The following is a 15,783-nucleotide window of genomic DNA, read 5'->3' as shown; positions in this document are numbered from 1 at the left end:
GTCCCCGCTTCACTTAACGGGCAGCGCTCGACCGGGCCAATTACATGCAGCTTGATATCTCCAATCTTCAGAAGGCTCTCGGGCGCGGCGCGTTTAGCGGCGTCATCGGCCAACCGGTCACGTTGTCCTTCCGGCAATGTCTGCTTGCGGTTGCTTTTGCCTGCATAGCACTTCTCATCGGCTATTTTTTCGGCAGCCCCCAGGACGCCGTCTTCTCGGCCTGCGTGGCTCTCGCCGGTGGCTATATGGCTCTGAATATCGGCGCGAACGATGTTGCAAATTCCGTCGGACCGATGGTCGGCGCGCGGGCGCTGCCGCTTGGAGCCGCCCTGTTGCTTGCCGCCGTGGCCGAGACCGCCGGCGCCCTGTTTGCCGGGCAGCATGTTGCCGGCCGTATCGCCTATCGCATCGTCGATCAGGATACGGTGCAGGACCCCGTGCAGTTCGTCATCGGCATGCTCGCGGCCCTGACCGGCGCCGCCCTCTGGATCAATGCGGCGAACATTCTCCGGGCGCCGATCTCGACGACCCACGCCATCATCGGCGGGATCGTGGGTGTAGCAGTCTTCGCTATCGGTGTTGATGCCGTCGTCTGGCCGGAAATCTCCCTGATCACGCTCGGCTGGTTCCTCTCCCCGATGGCCAGCGCCGCCGCGGCCGTTCTGATCTTCGCCTTTATCAGGTCTGAACTGCTCGGCGTGCAGAACAAGGTGAGAGCCGCCCGTACCTGGATTCCGATCCTGATTGCCGCCATGGCCGCCCTCTTCACGCTCTTCCTAATCGCAAAGGGCCTGGCCAATGTCTGGAGCCCGACGACGCCGGTTCTGACCACCGCCGTCGTGGGTGCTTTTATCGCCGCACTGGCCATATCCGGGCCCTATATCCGCCGCAGCTCCATGGGGCTGGCAAACCGGAACCAGACCGTGCAGGCGCTGTTCCGGGTGCCCCTGATCGTGGCCGGCGGCTTTCTCGCCTTCTCCCATGGCGCCAACGACATCGCCAACATCGCCGGACCGGTCACCGCCATCCTGCATGTACAGCAGACGTCCGACCTCAGTCTCTCGCTGGATATCCCGGTCTGGGTGTTTGTGCTTGGCGCGCTCGGGCTTTCATGCGGGTTGCTGTTTTTCAGTTCCGGCATGGTGAAGGTCGTCGCCACCCGCATCACCAAGATCAACCCGGTACGGGCCTATGCGATTGCCATGGCAACGGCGTCGACCGTTACCGCCGCCTCCTGGATCGGCCTGCCTGTCAGCACCACGCAGATCGCTGTCGGTGCCATCTTCGGGATCGGAATCTATCGCGAATTCCTGGCCCGGCGCCAGCAGGTGCAGAAGGTTTTGGAAGAAGGCGCGGAGCAGAAGAAGCAACGGATGCTGATCCGGCGCGATGATGCCATCCGCATTCTAGCGGTCTGGGCCATCACCTTCCCCGCCGCCGGCCTGATCTCCGCAGCCCTGTTCTGGATCATCAACCAGTTTATCTGACTATCCAAAGAGCCCAGCCAAAGCTCTGAAACAGCCCGGTCAATCATTGGCCCGGCTGCTCTGCCTCTGCTTCTGCGACATCGGCAATCCCATGGGCGTGCTTCAATTCCTTGTCCAGCTTGTCGGCTGCATCGGCACGGGCCGAGGACAGGCTGGCAAGCGCGATATAGATCACCGGTGTCAGGTAGAGGGTGAAGGCCGCCGCCAGCCCGAGGCCGCCGAACACGACCCAGCCGATGGCGCCCCGCGCCTCGGCGCCGGGACCGGTGCTCAGGATCAGGGGCAGACCACCGAGAATGGTCGAGATCATCGTCATGGCGATCGGGCGGAGGCGAACGAGAGCCGCCCGTTCGACCGCCTGACGCACACTGAAGCCGCGATCGCGCAGCTGGTCCGCGAACTCGACCACAAGGATACCGTTCTTCGCCATCAGCCCGATCATCATCACGAGACCGATCTGGCTGTAAATATTGACCGAGGTGCCGGTCAGCAGCAGCGCGTAGATCGCCGCCGCAATCCCGAAGGGGACGGTCAGCACCACGATAGCCGCACTGGTCAGGCTTTCGAACTGGGCCACCAAGACAAGGAACACCACGATCATTGCGATGGCATAGGTGATCGCGACCTCGTTCGAGGTTTCCTCCAGCGCTTCCGCCTCGCCCAGCAGGACCAGGCTTACATCGTCCGGAAGGATCTCGGCCGCGAGCCTTTGAACGTCATGAATTGCGGTGCTCAAAGGCAGGCCGGGCTTAAGGTCCGCATCCAGCTCCACCGCGCGGCGCTGGACATGCCGGTCCAGCTCGGCCGCCACGCCTTCCTCTTTCATGGTCACCAGACTGGAGATAGGGATGAGTTTGCCCTGGCTGGTCCGGACATAGAGGTTCGTCAGATCGGTCGGATCGTCTATCGCGCCGCCAATGGCTTCAAGGCGGATCGGGATGGATTCATCCCGCACGTTCAGATCGGCGATTTCCAGTCCGTCGATCGTGACCTGCAGAACATCCGAGAGATCCTCCAGACTGACACCGAGATCGGAGGCCCGGCGGCGGTCAATATTGATCGAAAGCTGCGGCTGCGTCGGCTGATAGGAAATCCGCACGTCGGACAGGTCCGGCAGCCGGTCCTCGATCGCGCGCGCCAGTGTCTTCGCAACCTCATAGAGCCGCAGATAGTCGTTGCCCACGAGCGCCACTTCAACGCCGCTTCCGGCGGAGCGGAGATTGAGGCTGTTCGGACTATAGGCCCGGACCCGGACGCCCGGGATCTGGCTCATCTTCTTGCGTATCTCGGACAGGATTTCCTGCTGCGACCGGCTGCGCTCGTCCCACGGTGCAAGCGGCGCAGAGATGAAGGTCCGGTTCAAATCCCAGCGCCCGACAATGGTGAAAATCGAGCTGATCTCCCCGCTATCGACATAGGGCTGCAGGATGGCCTCCATCAGGTCGGCCTGCTTGTTGCTGTATTCGAGACCCACACCGTCCGGCCCGTCTCCGCGGATATAGATCCGCCCGCGATCCTCCGACGGGAGCAATTCCTGGTCGAGAATATTGAAAGTGAACCAGGCGCCACCGGCGAGAGCCAGCGACACGGCTATGACAAGGATCGGGGCCGAAAGAGCTCCCCTCAGCGTGACGCCGTAGAACTTCGCGAAATAATCTCCGATCCGCCCCATCGCCGTTCTCAGCCCAAGGCGGTCTGGTCCGGCATCCGCGAGCCGTGCCGCAAGAGCCGGCACCAGGGTCAGAGCCACGAAGGACGAGATCATCACCGCGATGGCGAGGACAAAACCGAACTCGCGGAACAGCCGCCCGGCCGTGCTCGGCAGGAAGGAGATCGGCACGAAGACGGAGATCAGGGTCGCGGTCGTCGCGATTACCGCGAAATAAACCTGGCGCGTGCCGAGGACGGCCGCAGCCCTGCCACCAAGTCCCTGGGCACGCCGCCGCTGGATGTTTTCAAGCACGACAATGCTGTCATCGACGATCAGGCCGGTTGCCAGAACCAGTGCCAGCAAGGTCAGGATATTGATCGAGAAGCCGAAAGCCCAGATCGCGGCAACCGATCCGACCAGCGCGACCGGAATGGAAACGCACGGGATCAGCGTTGCGGCGGGAGAGCCGAGGAAGACCCAGAGCGTCACGATGACGATCAGGACCGCGAGCAGCAGGCTGAACAGAACCTCCGAGACCGAGCCTTCGATAAAGAGCGCATCGTCTGACGTCACCATGACCTCGATCTTGTCGAAGCGCCGGTTCAGACCGGCAATGGCCTTGGCGACATTCTCCGAAATCTCGATGGTGTTGGATTGCGCCTGCCGGATGACGCCGAGACCGATCACCTCCTCGCCATTGACCCGGACCAGGCTCTCGGGATCTTCCGGCCCGAAGAAGACCTGGGCCACGTCCCCGATCCGGACAGCGCCCCGGATGATGATGTCCTCGACCTCTCTCGCCGACTCCACCGTCGCGTTCGCGCGCACCAGCAGCTCCTGGTCCGTCGACGCGAAGCTGCCTGCGGGGATATCGAACGGAGCGCTTTGCAGCACGGCAATGACATCGGCGACGGACAACGCGAAAGCGCTCAGCCGCATCGGGTCGAGCACGACCCGCAGCAAGCGCGCCCGGTCCCCGTACTGGGTCACGTCGGCAACGCCGTCGATAGAGATCAGCTCCGGGATGACGTCCGTTTCGACGACATGCGCCAGCTCCTCTTCCGTCAGACCATGCCCGAAGACGGCGAGCCGCATCACCGGGCTCGCATCCGCGTCGGCCTTGATGACGGTCAGTTGCTCGACATTCTCCGGCAACTCACGTTGAACGCGGCTCACCGCCTCGCGGATATCGGACGCGGCCACATCGAGATCAGCCGAGGGGCTGAACTCCGCATGCAGACGGAAATTGTTCTCCTCGCTCGAGGAGCGGATACGCTTCACCCCGTTGACCCGGGCGACTGCGCCTTCGACCAGACTTGTGACCTCACTGTCCATGGTCTCCGGCGAGGCACCGTCGAGAATGCCGCGAACGGAAACGACCGGCCGATCCACATTCGGCAGCTCGCGCACTTCCACCGCCATAATCGCCGCGACGCCGGCGAGAGCGATGAGAAGATTGAGGACCAGCGCCAGCCAGGGACGGCGGACGCTGATGGATGGCAGATCGTTTTGTAACGGGGACGGGGAGGAGGATGGGCCTCCGTTCGTCGTCATGATGTGGTCGCGTCCTGATACGCCTTGACCGGTGCAGCTTCAGGGCCGGCTCCCGGCAGGATCTCGACCTTGGTGCCTTCGCGCATGCGATGCAGCCCCTGTGTCACAACCTTGTCGCCCTGCTCGAACGCACCGTTGAGCAGCACGGTCGAAGCCTGCCGCTGGACAATGGAGACCGGCAGACGCCTGGCGACGCCATTGGAAATCGCCCAGACAAAGGATCCGTCGCCACCCCACTGGATTGCCACCTCGGGCACGCTCGCGCGCTCCGGTCCCTCAACATCAAGCGTGACCCGAAAACTCATACCGGGGCGAAACCGGTCATCGGGATTTGGAATCCGCGCACGCACAACGAAAGTCCGCGTCGCTTCGTCGATCCGGCTTCCGGTGTCGTAGATCGTGCCATCCTCGACCGGCCCTGACTCTCCACTCCAGAGAGCGAGGCCGACCGGGTCGCCGACAGCAATCCTGCCATGCATGGCTTCCGGCACCTCGAAGCGGATCAGCAAAGCCGACCGGTCGTCGAGAACCGCTATTTCGGTACTGGTGTCCACCCGGTCGCCCACATCGATATCGGTCATGCCGATACGGCCGGAGAACGGCGCCAGGACATAACGATCGTCAAGCGCGACCTGCGCCCGCTCAAGCTCGATCTTAGCAGCATCGACCGCCGTCACAGCGTCGTCGAGTGCGGCCTGGGTCGAGGCGCCGCTCCTGCGGAGCTTGCTCAGTCGTTCGGCGATACGTTGAGCGGCCTCAAGGCGAACACGGGCCAGATCGACGGCGAGCGTCTCCGACTTGTGGTCCAGTTCGAGAAGGACCTCGCCCTTGCCCACCTTCGCGCCGGTAGCAACCGACACCCCGGTCACATGCCCGTTCGTGACCGGATGCAGCCGTGCGGACTGAAAGGCGCGCGCGGTTCCGACGGCTTCGGTCCGGAGCCTCTCCTTGAGGAATTTCACATCGGCGACGACAACGGCTGCCGCACGGCTCTTCTTGCCCGCGCTTTGTTCGCCAGCCTTTTCCTCGATGCCGAAAATGGGACCGCGATAAAACCATCCGCCGGCCACAATGACGGCCCCTACAAGCAATATCAGCAGTTGACGAGTCACGCTCATCCGAACCGTCCCATTCCTCGCATTGGACTACCCGAATGCGATGCCGAAGAGTGTAGTGCTCCGTCGGGTTTTGTCTATTGCAGCCGCGAGTAGATCTGTGAAAAGAGCTGGCCGGATTATTCCGGCCGGGGCTGAATCGGCGGCTGCACATCGTCGGGGATTGGGCACCGATAGGGCGTCTTTGCCATACGGGCGGCGTGATCGGCCTTCGCGGCGGCCAGCAAGTCAGCGTCGCGAACCAGATCGACCGCAGTCCCGGCCATCGCTTTGGCAGCATAGATCATGCCCTTGTGCGCGGCGGGAGCCTTTCCCTGGGCCGTGATCTGCCAGGAATGTCCCGGCGTGCCGATGGCATGGGTGGCAACCCGCGCCTCAATGGTCGGCACCGCCCAGCTGACATCGGACACATCCGTCGATCCGGGCATTGAGACACCTTGCGCATCGAACGGCACGACGAAGTCGCACAGTGGCGTGTCTTCCCGTTCCTCGACGCCGGCCTTGCGATACTCGCTGCCGATATCTTCCGGCGAAAGGGTCGCCTGGATTTCGGAGGCATATTTTCGGTCTTCGGCATCGAAAGGAACAGGGCCGAGACGCTGCAAATTCTCGAACATGGTCCTGCGCATCGGCTCGTTGTCGAGCATGTTCGATACGGCGCTGACGATCTGGGCGGTCACGCTCGTTTCGGTCATGAGCGCTGCGCCCTCGGCAACCTTTTTCACCCGCTCGACAAGCGTCTGCATGGAGGCCAGCTCTCCGGCCCGCACGGCATAACGTACCTTGGCGAAGCCCTGCACCACGTTCGGCGCAACACCGCCGCCATCCAGCATCGCGTAGTGGATACGGGCATCCGGCGGCATATGCTCGCGCATGTAATTCACGCCGACATTCATCAGTTCCACGGCATCCAGCGCACTGCGGCCAAGATGCGGCGCCGAGCTCGCATGGCTGCTGCGTCCGGTGAAGGAGAAGTCGATCCGGGTATTGGCCAGCGAATTCGCCTTCTGAACCTTGGTAACGCCCGCGGGGTGCCAGGTGACGGCCGCGTCCACATCGTCAAAGGCACCGGCACGGACCATGAAGCCCTTGGCGGCACCACCCTCTTCGGCGGGACAGCCGTAATACCGGACCCGGCCCGGCGTGCCCGTCTCCTCCAGCCAATCCCTCAGACCGGCCGCGGCCAGCATGGCGGCGGAGCCGAGCAGGTTGTGCCCGCACCCATGGCCATGCCCGCCCTCTTCAACCGGCTGCGGCTCGGCGATATTGGCGACCTGGCTGAGTCCCGGAAGGGCGTCATATTCGCCCATGATGGCGATCACCGGGCCGCCCTCGCCCGCCTCGCCCATCACGGCGGTCGGAATGCCGGCAACGTTCTCGGTTACCCGGAAGCCCTGCTGTTCCAGCATCTTCCGGTGCTCCTCGACAGAGCGGTATTCGGTGTAGCAGATCTCGGGCATGCCCCAGATCCGGTCAGCCAGCTCGATGAACGTCTCGCGGTGCTCATCGACAAGATCCCAGATCAGCTCGGCATTCGACATGGCAGTCTCTCCTGGACGCATTTTCTCGACCGGATGCAGGCCCGGAAAGGCAGGAAGTCTCAGGGCGGGGCAGCGCAAGGGTCGCTTGGAAGGACAGAAACGATGCGCCGGAGCTGCTACCGGGTCAAGTGCGGCGCACGAACGGCATAATATCTCTTTTGGTTATTTTTGTTCTTGATTTGTTCGCATCATGATAAAGATGATCGCTGCCAATCGGAGACAGACAATGCCGTCACAGACCGAGAAATTCGAAACATTCAGATCCCTGCATTTCGGGGACCGGGCATTCGTCATGCCGAACCCGTGGGATGCCGGCTCGGCACGCATTCTCACGCATCTGGGGTACGCGGCGCTGGCGACGACCAGTGCGGGATATGCCTTTTCCGTCGGCAAGCGGGATTCCTTCGCCGGATTGAGCCGGGAGGAAATTCTAACCAATGCGGCGGCCATTATCGCGGCGACGGACCTGCCGGTTTCAGCCGATCTCGAGGACGGCTTCGGCGCTGGCCCGGAAGCATGTGCGGAAACAATCAGGCTGTCGTCGGATATCGGGCTGGTTGGCGGCTCGATCGAGGACGCGACCGGCAATCCGGACGCACCGATCTACGACTTGCACCAGGCCACGGAACGGGTCAGGGCAGCGGCTGAAGCCGCGAAAGGCCGCTCGTTCCTGCTCACGGCACGGGCTGAGAACTATCTCTGGGGTAAACCAGATTTGGTAGACACGATCGACCGGCTCCAGGCCTTTTCGGAAGCTGGCGCGGATGTTCTCTACGCTCCGGGCCTGCCCGATATCGACGCCATTGCAACGGTCTGCCGCGCAGTCGACAAACCGGTAAATGTGGTGATGGGCCTGCAAGGCAAGGCCTTCTCCGTAGACGAGCTTTCGGAGGCCGGTGTGCGCCGCATCAGTGTTGGCGGCTCCTTTGCCCGCGCTGCCCTTGGTGCCCTGAAGCGAGCCGCAGAGGAAACGCTCAACACCGGAACATTCACTTACGCCGAAGACGCCATGCCGGATGCGGAGGTCGCCAGTCTAATGTCGCCGGAGAAACGCTCGATCAAGCAGTAGAAAGAGCGGCTCAGAAGTCCGGAAAGGCCTCGGAAAGCAGACCGCCGAGGCGGACCGGGGCGACGCGGGTGGCGAGGCCAGTGGCGTCGTCGCTTTCGATCAGCAGGCCGGACACTGTCGCCGGACCCTCGGCGACTTCCAGCCGGGGCCGTCCCCATTTGGACAGGAACCGCTCGACCGGCGCCTCTTTCTGCATGCCGATAACGCCCTCATAGGAGCCGCACATCCCGGCATCGGTCATATAGGCCGTCCCGCCCGGGAGGATCATGTGATCGGCCGTCGGGATATGGGTGTGCGTGCCGACAATGGCGCTGATCCGGCCATCGAGGAAATGACCGAGCGCCAGCTTCTCGGACGTCGCCTCGCCATGCATGTCGATAAAGATGAAATCCGCGCCATAACCAAGCGGGCATTCCTCGGCGATCTTCTCCGCCGCGACGAACGGATCGTCGCTGGTATCCATGAACAGGCGGAGGATGACATTGGCGACGAGCACGAAGCGTCCGTCCGCCGTCGGGAACAGGCCGCTGCCCTTGCCTGGCGTATCGGCGGGATAGTTGGCCGGACGCAGCAGCCGGGGCTCGGCGTCGAAATAGGTCAGGATCTCGCGCTTGTCGAAAGCATGGTTGCCGGTTGTGATGACATCGGCACCGGCATCGAACAGTGCTTCGGCGATATCCGGCGTGATACCGAAACCGCCGGCGGAATTCTCGCCGTTCACGATGGCAAAATCGACGGCAAGCTGCTCGCGCAATTCAGGCAGATGGTTCTGTACCGCCTCGCGCCCGGACCGGCCGACGACGTCACCAAGAAACAGCACTCTCATGCGGGAGATCCTTCGAAATCGGCAAGGCCTGCCTCGGTGAGCATGGCGTCCAGTCTCTGATCCGTGGCATCGCGCGGCACTGCCGGAACCCGCTGCGCCTCGTAGGCGGCGCCGACAGCCCGTAACGGCTTCAGCCCGCGCAGCCGTTCCAGCGTACGATCGTAGAACCCGCCGCCATAGCCGAGGCGGAAACCGGTATCGTCAAACGCGAGCATGGGAACGAGCAACAGATCCGGCTCAAGCTCCGGTGCACCGACATCAGGCACAAGACCGCCAAGTCCAGCCTTCACCAGGGTCGCACCGGGTCCCCAGAGACGAAATTTCAGAGGCGCGGCTTTCCTGACGACGACCGGCAGCACAACGCGATAACCGCGCGCATGCAGGGCCAGCATCAGCGGGCGCGGGTCAATCTCGGTCCGGAAAGGCCAGTAAGCAGCGATAACAGTGGTTTCGGGTGGCAGGGCAATGCCGAGAAAATGATCCCGGATCGCGGCACCAGCAGCTTCGCCCAACGCATCGTGCGCGATACCGCGCTTTGCCTCGATCTCACTGCGCAGGGCCGCTTTATCGGCGGCGAGCGTGTCATTAAGGGGCGTGGATGCAGGCACGAGCGGCTTTCATTTTTGGAGGTATGCGGACGGCGCCACCTCGACCGTTGGCCGTTGTAACCCTCTGTGGCCTGCAAAGCAGGTGGGCGCCGCATAACGAGGCCAGGGCCCCGCCAGAGACAGCTCCCGAAGGATCGATTATAGCCCCAGGGATTGTGTGACCTGACAAATCGCGCAGCCACCGTCCGCGGGTATATCTAGGCGCGTTCCAGCTGGTCCGCAATGCTCTCGATCCGTCCGGCCATCGCATTGAGGGCCGAGACGATCTTTTCCTCGCCGTCGCCGAGGGACACGGAGCCCCCCTCCGTGGAGACTTCCCGCTCGATCTCGCGCAGATCGACGAGTTCGTCCGCGATCAGCAGGGACGCCATGACCAGCAGCCTTGTATCGCCGATCTGCCCGATCTGATCGACCAGATCCTTCACATGGGAATCGACCATGGCGGCGAGGCTGGCGATCCGGCTTTCCTGACCGTCTTCGCAGGCGATCCGGTAGTTCTTGCTGTTGATGGTGATTTCGACCTGGGCCAATGAACTATCCTTCCAGCACGAATTTCAGGCGGCCGATGGTCTTGTCCAGCTTCTCGCTGACCTCATCGGTGACCTTGGACAGTTCGGCATATTCCTTTTTCGCCGCATCGAGTTCGGCCTGCAGCTCGGCCGACCGGGAACTGAGTTCGACCGCATGGTGAGCGGCCGTATCCAGCCGCTCGATGGCGGCTTCCAGACGGGCGGCGGCTTCGTCGAGTCGGGACATCCGGTCCGATCCTTCCAACACTTTGGATTCCGGGCATCACGCGCCCGGCGGCAGAAGCATACAAAGCCGGATATCAAGGCGTCAACGCGCGCCCTTTAAGCGGCCCCGACCGCCGCCCTCACCGAGCCGGAAAAGCCCACATGAACTACAGAGTTGACGCGCGCGAGGTGGGACGGCATTTTCACCGCGCCTTTTAAGGGGCTGAGACGGTGTTCCTGCGCCCGCCCCGATCATCAGTTGCGGCCTCCCGTCCGGCCCTGTTCCGGAGAAGGGCGCCGCCGAACCCGATTGACGCTCATGAACACGACATCTTCTGATGCAAGCGACGGTACCGGAAGCGCCGTTTCGCACGATATGCTCGCGAATGCGATCCGCGCCCTTTCGATGGACGCGGTGGAAAAGGCCAAATCCGGCCATCCCGGAATGCCGATGGGCATGGCCGACGTCGCGACCGTGCTGTTTTCCGAATTCCTGAATTTCGATCCGAAGGCGCCGAACTGGCCGGACCGCGACCGGTTCATCCTGTCGGCCGGCCACGGCTCGATGCTGATCTATTCTCTGCTGCACCTGACCGGCTATGAAGACGTCACGCTGGACGAGATCAAGAATTTCCGCCAGCTCGACTCGAAGACGCCGGGCCATCCGGAATACGGCCATACGAGCGGCGTCGAGACCACGACCGGCCCGCTCGGCCAGGGTCTGGCCAACGCGGTCGGCATGGCACTCGCCGAGCGCATGAACAACGCCCGCTTCGGCGACGATCTGGTTGATCACTACACCTATGTCATCGCCGGCGATGGCTGCCTGATGGAAGGTATCAGCCACGAGGCCGCCTCCATGGCCGGCCATCTGAAGCTCGGCAAACTGGTTGTGCTGTTCGACGATAACGGCATCTCCATCGACGGCTCCACCGATCTGTCGGTCTCCGACGATCAGCTGATGCGGTTCGAAGCCTATGGCTGGCATGTCAGCCAGGTCGACGGCCACGATGCAGAGGCTGTCTCCGCCGCCATCGAAGCCGCCCGTTCGGACGACCGCCCGTCCCTGGTCGCCTGCCGCACCAAGATCGGCTTCGGCGCGCCGACCAAGGAAGGCAAGTCCTCCTCCCACGGTGCCCCGCTCGGCACCGACGAAATCGCCGGTGCCCGCGAAAATCTCGGCTGGAGCGCCGCGCCGTTCGAAATACCGGCGGACGTACTCAAAGCCTGGCGCGCCATCGGCGCCGACCGGGCCGAGGCTCATATTGCCTGGACACAGCGGTACGACACGGCCGAAGCCGGAACCCGGAAGGCTTTCGACGCTGCCCTGTCCGGCAAGCTGCCCGCAGGTGCCGAGGCAGCCATCAAGGAGCTGATCGCCAAGCATGGCGAAGGAAAGCCGAAGCTCGCCACCCGCGTTGCCTCCCAGAAGACGCTGGAAGTATTGCAGCCGGCGATCCCGGCACTGGTCGGCGGCTCGGCCGACCTGACCGGCTCCAACAACACCAAGGTCGGCGGCCAGGATGCGGTCAGCGCCGGCAGCTATGGCGGCCACTATATCTATTACGGCGTGCGCGAGCATGCCATGGCCGCCGCGATGAACGGCATGGCCCTGCATGGCGGCCTGATCCCCTATGGCGGCACCTTCCTGGTCTTTACCGACTATTGCCGCCCGTCGATCCGGCTCTCCGCCCTGATGGGCCTGCGCGTCATCTACGTCATGACCCATGATTCCATCGGTCTCGGCGAAGACGGCCCAACGCACCAGCCGGTCGAGCATGTGGCCGCGCTCCGGGCCATCCCGAACCTGAACGTGTTCCGCCCGGCGGACGCGATCGAGACGGCGGAATGCTGGCTCGCCGCGCTGCAGGACGAGCATCGCCCGTCTGTCCTCGCGCTAACCCGGCAGGGTCTGCCGACGGTGCGCAGCGGCGACACCTCCGAGAACCTGTCGGCCAAGGGCGGCTACGTGCTCTCCGACGCTTCCGGTGATCGCAAGGTAACAATCCTCGCCACCGGCTCCGAGATCGAAATCGCCCTGGAGGCGCAGAAAACCCTGGAAGCCGACGGCGTTGCCACGGCCGTGATTTCCATGCCGTCCATGGAGCGTTTCAAGGCTCAGGATGCCGACTACCGCAAGCAAGTGCTCGGCTCCGGCACACTCATGGTCGCGGTCGAGGCCGGTATCCAGCAAAGCTGGGACGGTCTGATCGGGCTCGACGGTATCTTCGTCGGCATGAACTCATTCGGCGCATCCGCGCCAGCTGGCGACCTCTACAAACATTTCGGCATCACCAGCGATGCCGTTGTGTCCGAGGTCAAAAAACGTCTGGGATAATCCCATCTGCGCCGCCCATCGGGGCGGCGTTCTTGTAAGAGACTGTAAAATCTGGAGGAAAACTGATGAGCGTCAATGTTGCCATCAACGGGTTCGGGCGGATCGGCCGTCTGGTTCTGAGGGCACTCGCGGAAAGCGGACGGGATGACATCAAGGTCGTCGCCATCAACGATCTGGGTCCTGTTAAGACCAACGCGCATCTTCTTAAGTGGGACAGCAACCACGGCCGCTTCCCGTTCGATGTCACCGTCGTCGACGACACCATCGATTACGGCAAGGGCCCGATCAAGGTGACCGCCGAACGCGACCCGGCGAACCTGCCGCACAAGGAACTCGGTGTTGATATCGTGCTGGAATGCACCGGCCTCTTCACCAAGCGCGAAGACGCGGCCAAGCACATCGCGGCCGGCGCCAAGCGCGTCATCATCTCCGCTCCGGGCACCGGTGTCGATCTCACCGTCGTCTACGGCGTGAACCATGACCAGATCACGGCCGAGCACACGGTGATCTCAAACGCTTCCTGCACCACCAACTGCCTTGCCCCGGTCGCCTATGTGCTGAACGAAGCCATCGGCATCGAGCATGGCTACATGACCACGATCCATGCCTATACCGGTGACCAGCCGACGCTGGACACCATGCACAAGGATCTCTATCGCGGCCGCGCAGCAGCCAGCTCGATGATCCCGACCACCACCGGCGCCGCCAAGGCTGTCGGCCTGGTGCTGCCGAAACTGGCGGGCAAGCTGGACGGCACCTCCGTCCGCGTGCCGATGGCCAATGTCAGCCTGATCGATCTGAAGTTCGTGCCGAAGCGCGAAACCACCGTCGAGGAAGTCAACGCCGCCATCGTCAAGGCAGCGGGCGGCAAGCTGAAAGGCGTCCTCGGCACCAATGACGAGCCGCTGGTCTCCATCGACTTCAACCACAACCCGAACAGCTCCACTTTCGACCTGAGCCAGACCCAGGTGGTCGAAGGCAAGCTGGTCCGCGTGATGAGCTGGTACGACAACGAATGGGGCTTCTCCAACCGCATGCTGGACACCACCGCAGCGGTTGCGGCGACCCTTTAAAGACTTGAGAGAGAAGGACCGAAGGCGATGAAAATCACCCAACGCGTCAAGCGCATCCTCGACAATTACGAAAGCGATTGCCCGGGCACGAAAGCCAACCTCGCCCGCATCCTGATGCAGGGCAAGCTGGGCGGCACCGGCAAACTTGTCATTCTGCCGGTCGACCAGGGCTTCGAGCACGGCCCGGCCCGCAGCTTCGCACCGAACCCGGATGCCTATGATCCGCACTACCATTTCAAGCTGGCGATCGATGCCGGTCTCTCCGCTTATGCCGCTCCGCTCGGCATGATCGAGGCCGGTGCTGACACCTTCGCGGGTCAGATCCCGACGATCATGAAGGTGAACAGCTCCAACAGCCTCGCCCGCGACAAGGACGGACCGAGCCAGGCGATCACCGGCTCCGTGCAGGAAGCCGTGCGTCTCGGCTGCTCCGCCATCGGCTTCACCATCTATCCGGGCTCCGACAATGCCTTCGAGATGATGGGGCAGATCCGGGAAATGGCGGAAGAAGCCAAGGCATACGGCCTCGCGGTCGTGGTCTGGTCCTATCCGCGCGGTGGCGATCTCACCAAGAAGGGCGAAACCGCGGTCGATATCTGCGCCTATGCCGCCCACATGGCCGCCCTGCTCGGCGCCCACATCATCAAGGTGAAGCCGCCGACCGAGCATCTTGAGCTGGACGCCGCGAAGAAGTCCTACGAAGCCAACAAGATCGCCATCGGCACCATGGCCGAGCGGATCAGCCATGTTGTGCAGTCCTGCTTCAACGGCCGCCGCATCGTCGTCTTCTCCGGCGGCGAAGCGAAGGATCTGGACGGTCTCTACAACGAGATCCGCGGTCTGCGCGATGGCGGGGCCAACGGCTCCATCATCGGCCGCAACACCTTCCAGCGTCCGCGCGAGGAAGCAATGGCGATGCTGAACACCATCATCGACATCTACAAGGGCAAGGCGTAAACCTCGCCCCATACCGCTTAGACGCGGCGCCCGCTCGAAAGGGTGGGCGCCGTTTTCATATCCAGAGGCCTAAAAGATGTCCGCGAAGTCCGAGCCGCGCTGCGAGCTTTACCTGATCACCCCGCCGAAGATCGAGATCGACGCCTTTGCGGAAGACCTCGCCGCCGCCCTTGATGCCGGACCGGTCGCCTGTTTGCAGCTCCGTCTGAAGGAAGTCTCCGACGACGAGATCAAGCGGGCCGCGGAAACGCTCCTGCCGATCTGCCACGAACGCGGCGTGCCGATGCTGTTGAACGACCGCCCGGATCTTGCCCTGCTGACGGGTTGCGACGGAGTGCATGTCGGCCAGCAGGACACGCCCTACAATGAAGCCCGCCGCATTCTCGGCGACGAGGCCATGATCGGCGTGACCTGCCACAACTCCCTGCATCTGGCGATGGAAGCCGCGGAAGGCGGCGCCGACTACGTCGCCTTCGGCGCATTCTATCCAACAGAAACCAAGGAAATTCTCCACCACGCCGAAATCGAGACACTACAGAGCTGGGCCGCCATCTCCACCATCCCCTGCGTTGCCATCGGTGGCATCAATCTGGAGAACGCACCGTCGCTGATCGACGCTGGCGCGGACTTTCTCTGCGTGATCACCGCCGTGTGGAAACATCCGGAGGGACCGGCGGCTGCGGTGAAAGCGTTCAACGAGCTAATGGCACGCTCATAATCCGATCGCATCAGCTTCAAGAGCGGGAACCATCCCGGATGCGGGCCGATGGCCTCATGAGAGCGGCACTCCCTGCTAAATCAATCGTTCAAACCGTACCGGTCGCCCCTCT

Annotated in this window: 13 protein-coding genes and 1 other RNA gene; 6 read left to right on the top strand and 8 right to left on the bottom strand. The window is 63.0% G+C overall.

All coding sequences use genetic code 11. The features are described from left to right. Positions 1-44 precede the first annotated feature (44 nt). The gene (locus K328_RS25345) at positions 45-1,487 is read left to right on the top strand and encodes an inorganic phosphate transporter (protein WP_051285365.1); all 1,443 of its coding nucleotides are present in this window, start codon (positions 45-47) and stop codon (positions 1,485-1,487) included. Positions 1,488-1,530: 43 nt separating this feature from the next. Here the strand turns inward: K328_RS25345 and K328_RS25340 are convergent, their stop codons facing one another. The 3 genes from K328_RS25340 to K328_RS0121295 form a co-directional block, all read right to left on the bottom strand. Next, positions 1,531-4,692, bottom strand: a complete 3,162-nt coding sequence (locus K328_RS25340; RefSeq protein ID WP_051285363.1) for an efflux RND transporter permease subunit — start codon at positions 4,690-4,692, stop codon at positions 1,531-1,533. Continuing rightward, positions 4,689-5,810 carry an efflux RND transporter periplasmic adaptor subunit gene (locus K328_RS25335; protein WP_051285361.1) on the bottom strand — a complete coding sequence of 374 codons (1,122 nt, stop codon included), beginning with the start codon at positions 5,808-5,810 and terminating at the stop codon, positions 4,689-4,691. Before K328_RS25335 ends, K328_RS25340 begins: the two co-directional genes overlap by 4 nt. 116 nt (positions 5,811-5,926) lie before the next feature. Further along, a complete protein-coding gene (locus tag K328_RS0121295; RefSeq protein ID WP_028467692.1) occupies positions 5,927-7,348 on the bottom strand; it encodes a M20 family metallopeptidase in 1,422 nt (473 codons plus the stop codon). 226 nt (positions 7,349-7,574) lie between these two features. Here K328_RS0121295 and K328_RS0121290 point away from each other — a divergent pair, with 226 nt between their 5' ends. Beyond that, the gene (locus tag K328_RS0121290; RefSeq protein WP_028467691.1) at positions 7,575-8,417 is read left to right on the top strand and encodes an isocitrate lyase/PEP mutase family protein; all 843 of its coding nucleotides are present in this window, start codon (positions 7,575-7,577) and stop codon (positions 8,415-8,417) included. A 10-nt stretch (positions 8,418-8,427) separates the two neighbouring features. Here the strand turns inward: K328_RS0121290 and K328_RS0121285 are convergent, their stop codons facing one another. From K328_RS0121285 to K328_RS0121270, 5 genes are all read right to left on the bottom strand, one after another. Then, entirely contained in the window at positions 8,428-9,243 is an 816-nt protein-coding gene (locus K328_RS0121285; protein WP_028467690.1) for a TIGR00282 family metallophosphoesterase, read from the bottom strand. After that, on the bottom strand, positions 9,240-9,851 hold the full coding sequence (locus K328_RS0121280; RefSeq protein ID WP_028467689.1) for a 5-formyltetrahydrofolate cyclo-ligase: 612 nt from the start codon (positions 9,849-9,851) through the stop codon (positions 9,240-9,242). Before K328_RS0121280 ends, K328_RS0121285 begins: the two co-directional genes overlap by 4 nt. 28 nt (positions 9,852-9,879) lie before the next feature. Next, positions 9,880-10,035: non-coding RNA, 6S RNA (ssrS, locus tag K328_RS26515), on the bottom strand. A 13-nt stretch (positions 10,036-10,048) separates the two neighbouring features. Further along, a complete protein-coding gene (locus K328_RS0121275; protein ID WP_028467688.1) occupies positions 10,049-10,381 on the bottom strand; it encodes a cell division protein ZapA in 333 nt (110 codons plus the stop codon). Between the two features lie 4 nt (positions 10,382-10,385). After that, a complete protein-coding gene (locus tag K328_RS0121270; protein ID WP_028467687.1) occupies positions 10,386-10,607 on the bottom strand; it encodes a hypothetical protein in 222 nt (73 codons plus the stop codon). A 297-nt stretch (positions 10,608-10,904) separates the two neighbouring features. On the opposite strand from K328_RS0121270, the gene tkt reads away from it, so the two are divergent. From tkt to thiE, 4 genes are all read left to right on the top strand, one after another. Then, positions 10,905-12,923, top strand: coding sequence for a transketolase (gene tkt, locus K328_RS0121265; protein ID WP_051285359.1), 2,019 nt, complete (start codon positions 10,905-10,907; stop codon positions 12,921-12,923). Positions 12,924-12,988: 65 nt separating this feature from the next. Next, on the top strand, positions 12,989-13,996 hold the full coding sequence (gene gap, locus K328_RS0121260; RefSeq protein WP_028467685.1) for a type I glyceraldehyde-3-phosphate dehydrogenase: 1,008 nt from the start codon (positions 12,989-12,991) through the stop codon (positions 13,994-13,996). A gap of 27 nt (positions 13,997-14,023) precedes the next feature. After that, positions 14,024-14,953 (top strand): class I fructose-bisphosphate aldolase, encoded by a 930-nt coding sequence (locus K328_RS0121255; RefSeq protein ID WP_028467684.1) that lies wholly within the window; start codon positions 14,024-14,026, stop codon positions 14,951-14,953. A 76-nt stretch (positions 14,954-15,029) separates the two neighbouring features. Further along, entirely contained in the window at positions 15,030-15,671 is a 642-nt protein-coding gene (thiE, locus tag K328_RS0121250) for a thiamine phosphate synthase (RefSeq protein ID WP_028467683.1), read from the top strand. Positions 15,672-15,783: the final 112 nt, after the last annotated feature.

Origin of the sequence: Nisaea denitrificans DSM 18348 (assembly GCF_000426505.1) — a bacterium.
In the GTDB taxonomy this organism is placed as follows: domain Bacteria; phylum Pseudomonadota; class Alphaproteobacteria; order Thalassobaculales; family Thalassobaculaceae; genus Nisaea; species Nisaea denitrificans.
This window is presented reverse-complemented; position numbering and strand designations above follow the sequence as displayed.